Here is a 12,674-nt window from a genome sequence, read left to right as displayed (position 1 = left end):
GAAAGATGCGCGCGAGGCGGGTCGTCATGGTTGTTTTCGTCCTCCCAGGGTAACCGTGACCGGATCCGACAGGCTAGGATTTTCGAAGTAGAGTTTTACGGGTACGTTGCCATCGCCGCCGATGGGTTCATCGGGCAGGCCGGTTGGTGGCTCTCCGCAGTCGAAATACACGTGGTGCTCACCCTTGACGAGGCCCAGAAATTCGACTGTCAGGCCTTTCCAAATTATACGTCCGATCCGGATTGCCGTGATCATTTCCACGGCCTTCCGCCAGAGAGTTCTTTTGGTCGGCTCGAACAGAATTGTCAGCGTCCAGTCATCCGGACGCGATATTTCGTCGCCGAGCAACCATGACCGCTTTGTCCAGGATATTCGCTTTATGACCATTCCTTCAAGAGTCTTTCTTGCGAATCTGGGGTCAATGACCTCAGGCGACGAGCTCGAAGGTCTACTGGAGGGCCTTGAGCTTTCTTCGCCTTTTTCGAATATGTAGCGAATGTTGCTCATCGGCGCACCTCCGGTTCCTCAATGGAGATTAACTTTAAGAAATTATGGTTCTTTTGTCAATATTGATTTTTTATGAATATGTGTTATAATTAATTTATTATAAATAACGCGAAAATATGTTTGAAAAATTTAGAACAATGGTATTTGGAGGAGCAGAGGACAAAGCGATCCAAAAACCAAAAAGAGTTGAAATGGACGAAAAGGGTTTACCTGAAACAAAGTCCATATCTAAAGATGGGGACGGAACCAATGTAGGTTATGGAGAAATAGCTTCTCCTAAAGAAGATAAAGAGGAGAGACAAACACCCACTCCATTTCCGGAAGATGAAACAAAAGAAGCGCATGTGGCAGCTATGTCCGAGGGAGAGCTCAAGGATTTGGATAGGCAAAGTGAAGCCCGAGAAAAAAGGGAATTGGAATCCGTTGAGCAAAGAAAAGCCAAAGATGAGATAGAAAAAATATACAATCAAGCGGAAGGAGACTTATATACTATCGTGGAAGGTGTTGCCGCAGAGCTGGGTGAAGAGCAGCTGCGCATATTAAAAGAGATAGAATCTCAAAAAAAAGCTAAAGATATGGAAGTTATGGAAAGCGCTGACACTATTTCGGAAAAAGCCAATACCGAGATTGCAGAAGAGGTGCCTACCATGGTTGAGGAAACTCTCCCACGGCAAATGGAAGCGGAGAAAGCGGTTCTGCAGGAAATTGAATCCGGCGTGAATGCCGTTCAATTGCTTAAAGATTTTAAAGAAAAAATCGATGAGCGTATCAAAAAAGAGCATGAAGCCGGTAGATTGCCTATCGCAACATTTGAGGAAATGCTTAAATATCAAGAAGATGAAAAAAGGCAGAGAGAAATCGCTCGTGAAAAATTGACGGCCGATTTGCCGTTGAATATTGAAAATATTTCGGCTTTAAAAGACGAAGATATTGATAGGTTGACGGAGACCCAAGCCGGCAAAATCATTAGTGCCTTGACCTCGACATTGCAAGGCGCTGAACTGGAAAGAGTTTTGGAAATCGTCGGTGAAAAAGTGGATGGAGAATTTGAAGAAGAGGTGAGCGATACCAATCCGGTTTCTCCCGAAGTTTTGGAAAAAGCCAAGCTGTCGGTCATGCTTGATGAGAATGAACCCCAAGAAAAAACGAATTATCGTCAGTCTCTGAAAAGGATTGCCAGGTCATTTAGAAAGGCCGCATAAAGCTAAATCAAGAATAAATCCCGAGTAAAATCGGGATTTTTTTATTGGGAAAATTGAGTATTTAGCTAAAATTAGCTAAATATTTTAGTATAGTATTGACTTTTTGTAAAATATATGCTATAATGTAATGTTAAAGTGAAATGAATGATCCTGCCTGTTCGTTTCAATCAAGTCCACAACGCCTGTTTTAAGCCTTTAATGAGGGTTTAAAAGAGGCGTGGTGCCTCCCAAAAGACACTTTAGCGCGACATTGTCGCGCGCAGGAGAACTGCCATGTTGACCTGGAGCAAAGTGTTCTTTGTCGCTTCGTTGTTCGTTCTGTTCTCGTCGCTGTTCGCGCTCGTCGCCACGGCCCCGGCCATGGCGTCCCAGCCGGTTGGCGGGCTCGTCTGTGAGACGCGCGAGACCGGCAACGGCACGGAGCAGATCTGCTATCGGCTGCGCCCCGTCGCGCCGAAGCGGGTCGCCGAGGCCCCGACCCCGACCAAGCCGACCGGAGAAAAGAAGAGCGTCGAGCAGCTGCTCGACGAGCTCGCCCACCGGTAGCTATTCCGCCACCCGCCCCACCCTTCTGGCAGCAGTGCATAACTGCTGTCTTTTCTGTTTTAAAGGGGTGGACTATCGTTACAAATTACAATCACCCAATAGGCCGATTTATATATGTTACGAATTACAATCATCTATAGCTTTAAGTTTAAGAATCTTGTAATTCGTAACAAATAACCTAAAAGCTAAATGGAATCTTGTAATTAGTAACATTTGTAACCAAAGCATTAAACCAAAACCAAGCTTGTCCTAACAGATTTAATTATTTGTAACGATTGACAAAAATGCCGAATTTTCATAAATTATAAGTAAGCCTTAACGCCCGATCATATGAAAATTCTCATTATCGGCTCAAACGGAATGCTCGGCCAGGATTTGGCCAAGGTTTTTGAAAAAGAAAGCCCGATTCTTTTTGATAGAAAGGAATTGGATATTACGGACAGAGCTAAAGTCATTGAAAAAATAAGCGAACTCAATCCGGATGTCATCATCAATTCCGCCGCCTATAACGCGGTTGATGATTGCGAAACGAATTTTGGTTTGGCTCAGGCGATCAACGCGGCCGGACCGGGCAATCTGGCCGCGGCCGCAAAACGCGTCGGCGCCACCTTGGTTCATTTCAGCACGGACTATGTTTTCTCCGGAGAAAATAAAAAAGGTTATCGCGAAGACGCCGGACCTGAGCCGATCAGCGCTTACGGTTTGTCAAAATTCTTGGGAGAAGAACAAGTTAGAAAAAAATATTTTAAACATTATTTGATCAGAACTTCCAGGCTTTTCGGCAAGCAAGCGAAATCGGAAGGCGCGAAAAAAAGCTTCGTGGATGTCATGCTTTATCTGGCAGATCAAAAAGACAGCTTGGATTTGGTGGACGAGGAATTCAGCAATCCGACTTATTCCAAAGATTTGGCCGAGCGGGTGAAAATCATTTTGGAAGAAAAACCAGCGTTCGGCACTTATCACGCGACCAACAGCGGCTCTTGCACCTGGCACGGCTTCGGCAAAGAAATATTCAGTTTGGCGAATAAAAAAATAAAAATCAATCAGGTCGGCTCGGACAAATTTCCCAGACCGGCTAAACGTCCGGCGTATTCGTCTCTGATTAATACCAAATTGCCTGCGCTGAGGACTTGGCAGGAAGCGCTGAAAGATTATCTGGAAATATTGGGTTATTAAAATAATTAAAGGGGGCATATTGTATGAAAGGAGTAATTTTGGCCGGAGGGACGGGATCTCGGCTTTATCCTTGCACCAGAGTGACCAATAAGCATTTGTTGCCGATCTATGACCGGCCGATGATTTATTATCCGATTCAGACTTTGGTAGACGCCAATATCACGGACATCATGATTGTTTCCGGCAAAGGGCATGCCGGCCAATTTTTGGAGCTTTTGGGCAACGGTTCCGAATTCGGCGCTCAATTCAGCTACGCGGTTCAGGAAAAAGCGGGCGGCATCGCCGAAGCGCTTGGTTTGTGCGAGCGGTTTGTGAATAAAGACAAAGTGGCCGTAATTTTGGGCGATAACATTTTGGAAGATAACGTGAAAAACGCGGTGACCGAATTTTCCCGTCAAGAGCGGGGCGCGCGAATATTCATCAAACAAGTGGAAAATCCGCGCTCCTACGGCGTGGCCACGGTCGAAGGAGATAAAATAACGGAGATCATTGAAAAGCCGGAAATACCGAAAACGAATTTCGCCGTGGTCGGACTTTACATGTATGACAATCAAGTTTGGGATATTATCAAGAGGCTGGAACCGTCCGGCAGAGGCGAGATGGAAATTACCGATGTCAATAATTTTTACATCAAGCAGGGGACAATGAATTATGAAACTCTTCGCGGCTGGTGGGGAGACTGCGGCGAAAACTTCGATTCCTTTTTGGACGCCGCGAATTTGGTCAAAAATAAAAAGATAAATTTATAACGTTTATTAATCATTCAAGGAGGTATGCAATTAAATTACAAAGAGTTGGCTAGAAAGTCGTGGTATTCGGCGTGGCATAATAAATTGCTCTGGCTTTTCGGGCTTTTTTTGGTGATCGGAGTGGAAGGCGGAAATTATCAAGGTTTTAATTTTGATTTTTCGGAAAAATTCGCGGAAATGACCAAGTCCGGCTATCTGATTTCCGTATTCTTGGGTTTTGCGGTATTGATCGCGATTTTTTTGGTCGGAGTGGTTTGTCAGGCCGCGCTGATCAAGGGCGTTCAAAATTTATCGCTCGGCATCAAGAATAATTTCAAACAACTTTGGGCGTTCGGCAAAACAAAATTCAAAAAGATTTTGATGGCCGATCTGATTTTAGGTTTGCTCTTTCTGATTGCCATCGCGCCCATTTTTTTGAGCCGGTTGGAAAGTTTTTTGGTTATGGCATTATTGTCTTTGTGGTTTCTGGCGCTGATCGTCGGCTTTGTCTTTTTCGGCAACTATTTTTATTATTTTTTCGCGTATCTGGTTTTGGAAGACAAAAATTTAAAAACAGCCGCTCTTTTGGCTTGGCGGCTTTTTCGAGATAACGCAAAGATCTCTATCTTCACTTCGTTCATTCGCATAGGTTTCGCGATCGCCGTAGGCATCGGGATTTTCATCATCTCTTACTTGTTGGCCGTTATTTTTTCAGCTTTCGGTTATTTGCTGTTCGTTGCTTTGGGCTCGTCCGGCGTCATTATCGCCGCGTTTTTGGGCGCGCTGGTCGTTTGGGTCGCATCATTGGCCGTTTACAGCTTTATCAATACTTTTTATTACATTTTCAGTTTATACGTTTATTTTCAATTGACCGGCAGAAATGTCGCGCCGGTTGTCCCCGGTTCTCCAAAGAAAGTTGAATAAACAAAACAAAAAAATGCCCGCTTCGGCGGGTATTTTTTTATTGAATGTTATTGGATTATTTGTTCGAAAAGTTTTCCTCCGGAGATGAAACTAATTTTTTCTTTATTTTGATCAAGCGCGAAGTTGTCGATTCTCAAATCGTTTTCGTTGTTTAATTCAAAGACGTTTCTTTTGTCTCGATTATCCATTTCAATTATTTTCAACCGGCCGTCATGAAGAACCAATAAATAGTTGTCGTTGAACCAGACGATTTTTTTTATGGGGGTGCTGTAGCGCGTGACGAGATAGGTGATCGGCGTGGTTTCTTTGAAATTGGAAAAATAGATTTCGTAATCATTGTAGAGCACCATCAGTTTTTCTTTTTCCAGCCAATCGTATCGATCGATGTCGTTTAGATGCAGTTTGGTGGCTGCCAAATTGTTTTCCATGAAGTAAATGTCTGATTTCAAGCTGTCTTTTATAACAATGTATTGATCGATGAACGAGTCTATTTTGAAATTCGACGACAAAAGCTGAATGGACTGTTTGGCGTCGTTTGGATTTTTTACGTCGGTCAGGCGCAAAAAATTTCCGTCCTCACCGGAAACGACGAGGTACAGCCGGTCGGACGAAACGGCGAAGTCATTGATCGTTTCATTGTCTTTGGCTCGGTAGGTCAAAGTATAAACGGGTTCTAGACCCAAGAGATTGATTTGCCAGATTTCGGAGTTGTCTCCGCCATAAATGAAATGATCGCTCGTCTCGTCCCATTTCACAATGGCGAGGTCAATCGGCAAGTCGGCCAGCGTTTGTTTGTAAACCCCATCCGTGGATAGAATTTGAAAATCTCCGCTTTTGATCCCCGCCAAAAATTTATTTTTATCCGAACTTTGCGCTGAAATTTCCACGTCGGCATCGTCGAATTTATAAATCTTTTGTATCAAACCGCTCTTATCATTCAAACATGAAAATATTTTTTCATCGGTTGCGGAAAGCGCTTCAAGCAAAACGCAGCTCGGTGTTTTTAAAATGTCGATTATTTTATCTTCCTGCTCGATTTCTTTCGCCGGTTGATTTTTAAATAGCACCACGTTATTGGCAAAAACTGTTTCTTGCGGTTTGATTTCAATTTTCTTTTCCCAAGGCAAATAGCCTTCTTTTTCCAATCTGACGGTGTAGAAATTGGGAAAGATGTTGGTCAAATGAGCCGGAGTTTTTTGATCCATGGTTTGTCCGTCAATGAAAATGAGCGCGCCTTTGGGCTCCGTTTCCATGAAGACCGCTCCGGTTTTTTTGAATTGTCCGTTTTTGAAATTATAGCGATAGCCGGCGCTGTATAAAATCAAAATCGGCGCCAAAACCAAAAATCCGGCGATGAAAAGAAAAGCGATGATCCTCCTGGTTCTTAGAGTCATACATTGTTTTTATTATGGTCTTTTTTTGATAAAAAATCAAATTATCGCCTGATTGTGCTATACTATAAGCGGTTCTTGCTCAAAACACGAGTTTTTGTTACAATAAATTTATATTTATGTCAAAATTCATTATCAGCGGAGGTTATAAACTAAACGGCGAAATTAAAGTTAATGGAGCCAAAAATGCGGCGCTAAAGGCGATTGCCGCTTCTTTGCTTACTTCCGAAGAGGTCATAATTGAAAATTGTCCTGAGATTGAGGAAATTTCCAGACTTTTGGAATTGGTTCAAAGTATCGGCACGAAAGTCAAAAAGAACGGAACCACCATTCGTTTGCAAACCAAAAAAATTGAAAGTTATCGTTTGGATCCGGAACTGGTTAAGAAAATCAGAGTCTCGGTGCTTTTGGTCGGCCCGATGCTTATCAGATTGGGTAAAGTGAGATTGGCGCATCCGGGCGGCTGCGCGATCGGGCAGCGGCCGGTTGATCTGTTTATCGACAATTTTAAAAAATTGGGAGCGTCGCTGGAAGAAGGCAAGGATTATTATCAGTTCACGACCAAGAAGAGATTGAAAGGAGCGAAAATCGTTCTGCCGAAAATTTCCGTGACCGTGACCGAGGAAATGATCATTACCGCCGTTTTGGCCGTGGGCACGACCGTGATAAAAAACGCCGCTTGCGAACCCGAGATAGAGGCCTTGGCCGAATTCTTGAATAGTTGCGGCGCGAAAATCTGCGGCGCGGGCACGCCGACGGTGACCATTGAAGGAGTCGAATGTCTGAGCGGCGGCAGGTATAAAGTCATTCCTGACAGGGTAGAGGCCGGCAGTTTCGCCATTTTGGGCGCATTGGTCGGCGGCAAGGTGACGGTAACCAATTGTCTGCCCGAGCATTTGGAATCTTTATGGGTATTGTTTGATAAAATGGGAGTGAAATATGAAATTGGTCCGGATTACGTGACCGTTTGGGGTTGCGAGGATCCCAAAGCCGTGAATGTGCAGACGCACGAATATCCCGGCTTTGCCACGGACATACAACCTCCGTTTACCGTTCTGCTTACTCAGGCCAAAGGCATGAGCTTGGTTCATGAAACCGTGTTTGAAGGCAGATTGTTTTATACTGATTTATTGAATCAGATGGGCGCCAATATCATCATGTGCGATCCATACCGAGTGATCGTCAACGGTCCGGTTCGTCTTTTCGGCCGAAAGCTGGCCAGTCCGGATTTGCGCGCGGGTTTCGCTCTGATTTTAGCGGCCTTGGTCGCCCATGGTAAAACGGAAATCGATAATATTTATCAAATAGATCGAGGTTATTCCAAAGTGGAACAGCGTCTCAGAAAATTGGGAGCTAAAATAACTAGAACCAAAGATTAATCAAATTTATGCCAACATATCAAACAAAACCGAATAAAACTTTTTTCAGGACTTCAATCATCGTCGTTTTAATGATCGCCGTCGGGCTGGCTGGTTTTTTTATCGGTCAGGCGAGCAAGCAAAGCGTGTCGGCGGTCAGCGGAGCTATTTTAACTCAGCAGCAATTGCCGGATGAATTCAACATGTCGCTGATGCGCGAAGTTTGGAAAGTCCTGCAGCAAAATTTCGTCAATCAATCCGAGATAGACAATGAAAAAGTTTTTTACAGCGTCTTGGAGGGCATGGTGGCCGGCTTGAATGACCCGTACACGGTTTTTCTGACGCCTGATGAAACAGAAGAATTTAATGAGGACATTGACGGTAAATTCCAAGGCATTGGCGCGGAAATCGCGGTCAAGGACAGTCAATTGACGATTGTCGCTCCGATTGCCTCGTCACCCGCGGAAAGGGCCGGACTAAAAGCCGGTGACAAGATTATAGCGGTGGACGGCAAGGAAACCGCGGCCATGACTTTGTCGGAAGCGGTGAGAAATATCAGAGGCGAAAAAGGCACTGTGGTGAAATTATTGATTTCAAGAAACGATGTCGCGTCCGACGTGGAAGTGACCAGGGACATTATTTACATTCAAAGCGTGAAAACGGAAATAAAAGACGGCAATATCGGCTATATAGACATCACCGGTTTCAATACCGACACCAATTCCTTGTTCAAGGACGCGGTCGATGAGATGCTCGACAAGAAAGTGAATGGCCTTGTATTGAACTTAAGAAACAATCCGGGCGGTTTGCTCGATTCCGCGATTTTCGTGGCGTCGGCTTGGATAGAGAACGGCCAAACCGTGGTCAGCGAACAATTCGGCGACGGTCAAAAAATGGAGTATGCTTCCAAAGGTCAGCCGGCGTTCGTTCAAATGCCGACCGTGGTATTGATCAATGAAGGCAGCGCTTCGGGCTCCGAGATCGTGGCGGGCGCTTTGAAAGATTACGGCCTGGCGACTTTGGTCGGCAAAAAAACTTTCGGTAAAGGCTCGGTGCAAAATTTGCATTCTTTGTCCGACGGTTCTTCCGTCAAAGTGACCATAGCCAAGTGGTTGACTCCCAGCGGAGCTTCCATCAACGAAGAAGGTATTGAGCCTGATCAGGAAGTGGAAATCACCGATGAAGATTTTGTTCAAGAAAAAGATCCTCAGCTCGAACGGGCGCTGGAAATATTGAAAAGCAAGTAGAAATATTTTATAAGATAAGTTCTTAATTCCTAAAAATAGAATCTAAACGCTCTTTAGTTTTTCGTTTTTAGGTTTTTTTTATATGTTGAAGTTGATTTACAAAGGTTTTGTTTTTCCGTTCGCGGCTTTTAAAACTTTGCTGGCGAACAAAAAATTGTTTGTTTGGATGGCGTTTCCCATGGCGATCAATTTATTGATTTACGCCGCCGTGTTTTATCTGGCGTTCACGGGTTTGTCCGGCTCGCTCGATTTTTTATCGTCTGATATTTGGTATGAAAGTCTGTTGTATTATTTTATTGTCGGCGCGGGCTTGGCTTTGTTTTTTTTCTTTATGCTTTTTACTTTCGTGGCCTTAGCCAATATTATCGGCTCGCCGTTTTATGAAATTTTGTCGGAAAAAACCGCCGCGCTTCTCGGCACCGCGGAAAAAGCGGCTAAAAAAACAATCGGACAAAACATCAAGGTTTTTTCGATTTCATTGTTCGGCGGCGTCAAGCGAATATTCTTGTTTGTATCTTCGCAGGTTTTGCTGTTTATAATCAGTTTGTTTCCTTTGATCGGCGTCACTTTCATCACGCTTTTGAATATCTTCATCACCGCTTGGTTTTTGGCCATGGAGTTTTTGGATTTCGAGCTGGATCGGCGCGAATGGAATTTCGATAGAAAATTGGCCGCTTTTAAAAAAAACAAATGGCCCATGCTCGGCTTCGGATTGGGAATTATGGTTGGCGCCTTGATTCCGGTGTTTAATTTGTTGTTTTTACCGGTTTGCGTTATGGCCGGGAGCATGTTTTACAAGGAATTTTTGCATAAGAAATAAAATGTGCTAAGCTGATATAATAAAAAAGGGCTATAAAGCTACGAATGTTCTATTTTTTCGCCTGCATAAAAAACTAATTTAACTACTTTAACTCAGAACTACTCTAACTATTCTAACTACGAACTGATAACAATATGAAAGTGGTCTTAATCAAAAACGATTCGAAATTGGGTAAAATCGGAGACATAAAGGAAGTCTCCGAAGGGTTTGCCATGAATTATTTATTTCCCAATAATATCGCCAAGGCGGCCACGGCCGGAGAAGTGGCCAAGGCCCAAGCGTCTCGGAAAAAGCAAGAGCGCCAAAGAACACAGGGAAAAATCAATCAGCCTGGTCTGCTTGAAAAATTGGATTCGCTGAAATTGGCTATCTCGGCCAAAGCTGATGAAAACGGCACTTTTTTCGCAAAAATAACAGCGGACAAGATTGCCGCTGAATTGAAGAAGTCGGGCATTAACATTAAGTCCAAAATGATCAAACTCGATGAACCGATTAAAAAAGCGGGGGAGTATAAAATTGACGTTAAAGCCGGAGATAAAAATATTACAATAGATTTGGTAATCAAGTCGGAATAAAATAATTTCTAATATCTAAATCCTAAAACATGAATCATGGAGCATGGAGCAATTGTTATAATGTCACATGTTTCATGTTGCATGTTGCGTGAGTAAATATGGCCAAATACATTTTCGTGGTGGGAGGGGTAATGAGCGGCGTGGGCAAGGGGATTGCCACCGCTTCAATCGGCGCGGTGCTGAAAGCCAAGGGTTATGAAGTGTCCGCCATTAAAATGGATCCGTACATAAATGTGGACGCGGGCACGATGAATCCCACCGAACATGGGGAGGTTTTCGTGACCGAAGACGGCGATGAGACCGATCAGGACGTTGGAAATTACGAGAGATTTTTAAATACCAACATTTATTCTGAAAATTACATGACCACGGGCAGAGTTTACCAGTCGGTGATCAGCAAAGAAAGAAATTTGGAATACGGCGGCAAGTGCGTGGAAGTGGTTCCCCATATTCCGCAAGAAATTATCGAGCGTATTCATTCGGCCGTGAAAAAGACCGAATGTGAAATAATGATCATAGAAATCGGCGGCACAGTCGGAGAATATCAGAATTTGCTTTTTCTGGAAGCGGCTCGCATGATGAAATTGAAAAGCGCGAACGACGTGGCTTTCGTCTTGGTCAGTTACCTGCCGATTCCTAGCAAAGTGGGCGAAATGAAAACCAAACCCACCCAATACGCGGTCAGAACGCTCAATTCCGCGGGTATTCAACCGGATTTTATTTTATGCCGCTCAGAGCGACCGCTCGATGAGATCCGAAAAAGAAAAATCGCCACCAACGGCAGCGTGCCTTTTGATAACGTTATTTCCGCGCCGGATATCGAATACATTTACGAGGTGCCGGTTAATTTTGAGGCTGAGCATCTGGGCACGAAAATTCTGAAAAAATTCGGTTTGGAATCCAAGGAAACGGCAACCGATTTGGCTGATTGGGAAAACTTGGTCAAGAGAATCAAAGAAGCCCAAAAAGAATTGAGAATCGGCATTGTCGGCAAATATTTCAATATAGGGGATTTTGTTTTATCGGATTCATACATCTCGGTCATTGAAGCGATCAAACACGCCTGCTGGATGCGCGGCGTAAAACCGGTAATTGACTGGATTGACTCGGGCGTTTATGAAGAAAATCCGAGCCGGCTGGAAGAATTGAAAAAATACGCGGGCATCATCGTGCCCGGAGGGTTCGGCTCTCGCGGCGTTGAAGGCAAAATAAAAGCGATTCAGTTTGTTCGAGAAAATAAAATTCCGTATCTCGGTTTGTGCTACGGCATGCAGCTGGCGACCATCGAATTTGCCAGAAACGTTTGCGGATTGGTTAACGCCACTTCCGGAGAAATCGATGAAAAGGCGGAGAATAAAGTCATTGACATCATGCCCGAGCAGGTTAAAAACATTAAACAGCACCGCTACGGTTCAACCATGCGCCTCGGCGCCTATCCGTGCGTTTTGAATAAAAAATCGAAAAGCTATCAAGCTTACGGTCGCGAAGATATTTCCGAGAGGCATCGCCATCGCTATGAAGTCAATAATGATTTCAGGAGTTTGCTCGAGCAAAAAGGATTGCTGGTGGCCGGTGCGTCGCCAGACGGTAATTTGGTGGAAATCATTGAAGTGCCGGATCATCCGTTTTTCGTGGGCACGCAGTTTCATCCGGAATTCAAGTCGCGGCCGTTTACCGGACATCCGCTGTTTAACGCGTTTGTCACCGCGGCCGTGGAAAATCAGGATCGGGGGATGATTTGATCTACGTTACGAATTACAATATTCAATTAAGCTTTCAAGTTATCTGTTACGAATTACAATATTCAATTAAGCTTTCAGGTTATTTGTTACGAATTACAATATTCTTAAGCATTTGATCTTTTGTTGGGATTATTACGGCAATTTGTGATTGAGCGACGGGGGGGTCCGTTGCTCTTTTTTTTATAAAATGCTATCTTATTTTGAACAAACTCCCGAAAGGAGGACAGCCATGGATCGTCCGTCCAAGGACTTCCTTGTCGCCCTCCTTAGCGTATTGCTGGGAGTGGCGGCCGCGTTCGCGTGCTTGTTCTTTTTCGGCAAGTGGGGCATCTTGGTCGGCCCGATCGCCGCGATATTGATCATTAACTTGGTGACGGCGTTGTACAAGCGCGCCGCGTCCGGGAGGCAGTATCACGATTTTGAGGACTAAAAAACCCCGTTGGAAAAAATTCCAAGGG

The 12,674-nt window shown here is 44.3% G+C and carries 13 protein-coding genes; 11 read left to right on the top strand and 2 right to left on the bottom strand.

Annotated features, from left to right (window positions below):
* Nucleotides 1-24: 24 nt before the first annotated feature.
* Nucleotides 25-387, bottom strand: coding sequence for a hypothetical protein (locus VMX18_02845; protein HUT22322.1), 363 nt, complete (start codon nt 385-387; stop codon nt 25-27).
* Between the two features lie 236 nt (nt 388-623).
* Between VMX18_02845 and VMX18_02840 the strand changes: the two genes are divergently transcribed.
* The 5 genes from VMX18_02840 (at nt 624) to VMX18_02820 (ending at nt 5,083) form a co-directional block, all read left to right on the top strand.
* The gene (locus tag VMX18_02840; GenBank protein HUT22321.1) at nt 624-1,709 is read left to right on the top strand and encodes a hypothetical protein; all 1,086 of its coding nucleotides are present in this window, start codon (nt 624-626) and stop codon (nt 1,707-1,709) included.
* Nucleotides 1,710-1,982: 273 nt separating this feature from the next.
* A complete protein-coding gene (locus VMX18_02835) occupies nt 1,983-2,255 on the top strand; it encodes a hypothetical protein (GenBank protein HUT22320.1) in 273 nt (90 codons plus the stop codon).
* A 330-nt stretch (nt 2,256-2,585) separates the two neighbouring features.
* Nucleotides 2,586-3,431, top strand: coding sequence for a dTDP-4-dehydrorhamnose reductase (rfbD, locus tag VMX18_02830; protein ID HUT22319.1), 846 nt, complete (start codon nt 2,586-2,588; stop codon nt 3,429-3,431).
* A 23-nt stretch (nt 3,432-3,454) separates the two neighbouring features.
* Nucleotides 3,455-4,180 carry a sugar phosphate nucleotidyltransferase gene (locus VMX18_02825; protein HUT22318.1) on the top strand — a complete coding sequence of 242 codons (726 nt, stop codon included), beginning with the start codon at nt 3,455-3,457 and terminating at the stop codon, nt 4,178-4,180.
* Nucleotides 4,181-4,204: 24 nt separating this feature from the next.
* Nucleotides 4,205-5,083 (top strand): hypothetical protein, encoded by an 879-nt coding sequence (locus VMX18_02820; GenBank protein HUT22317.1) that lies wholly within the window; start codon nt 4,205-4,207, stop codon nt 5,081-5,083.
* Between the two features lie 47 nt (nt 5,084-5,130).
* Here VMX18_02820 and VMX18_02815 read toward each other — a convergent pair whose 3' ends face one another.
* Nucleotides 5,131-6,477: a PEGA domain-containing protein gene (locus tag VMX18_02815; GenBank protein HUT22316.1), complete on the bottom strand. Its 1,347-nt coding sequence runs from the start codon at nt 6,475-6,477 to the stop codon at nt 5,131-5,133.
* 116 nt (nt 6,478-6,593) lie between these two features.
* Here VMX18_02815 and murA point away from each other — a divergent pair, with 116 nt between their 5' ends.
* The 6 genes from murA (at nt 6,594) to VMX18_02785 (ending at nt 12,646) form a co-directional block, all read left to right on the top strand.
* Nucleotides 6,594-7,853, top strand: a complete 1,260-nt coding sequence (gene murA / locus VMX18_02810) for a UDP-N-acetylglucosamine 1-carboxyvinyltransferase (protein HUT22315.1) — start codon at nt 6,594-6,596, stop codon at nt 7,851-7,853.
* An 8-nt stretch (nt 7,854-7,861) separates the two neighbouring features.
* On the top strand, nt 7,862-9,079 hold the full coding sequence (locus VMX18_02805) for a S41 family peptidase (GenBank protein ID HUT22314.1): 1,218 nt from the start codon (nt 7,862-7,864) through the stop codon (nt 9,077-9,079).
* Between the two features lie 82 nt (nt 9,080-9,161).
* Nucleotides 9,162-9,899 carry an EI24 domain-containing protein gene (locus VMX18_02800; protein ID HUT22313.1) on the top strand — a complete coding sequence of 246 codons (738 nt, stop codon included), beginning with the start codon at nt 9,162-9,164 and terminating at the stop codon, nt 9,897-9,899.
* Nucleotides 9,900-10,033: 134 nt separating this feature from the next.
* Nucleotides 10,034-10,474, top strand: a complete 441-nt coding sequence (rplI, locus tag VMX18_02795; protein HUT22312.1) for a 50S ribosomal protein L9 — start codon at nt 10,034-10,036, stop codon at nt 10,472-10,474.
* A gap of 98 nt (nt 10,475-10,572) precedes the next feature.
* Nucleotides 10,573-12,216: a CTP synthase gene (locus tag VMX18_02790; GenBank protein ID HUT22311.1), complete on the top strand. Its 1,644-nt coding sequence runs from the start codon at nt 10,573-10,575 to the stop codon at nt 12,214-12,216.
* A gap of 187 nt (nt 12,217-12,403) precedes the next feature.
* Nucleotides 12,404-12,646, top strand: coding sequence for a hypothetical protein (locus VMX18_02785; protein ID HUT22310.1), 243 nt, complete (start codon nt 12,404-12,406; stop codon nt 12,644-12,646).
* Nucleotides 12,647-12,674 lie beyond the last annotated feature (28 nt).

Source organism: Candidatus Bipolaricaulota bacterium, assembly GCA_035528115.1.
Taxonomy (GTDB): Bacteria; Patescibacteriota; Patescibacteriia; order UBA11705; family DATKZF01; genus DATKZF01.
The sequence above is the reverse complement of the archived record's forward strand: the minus strand, read 5'-3'. Positions and strand labels throughout refer to the sequence as shown.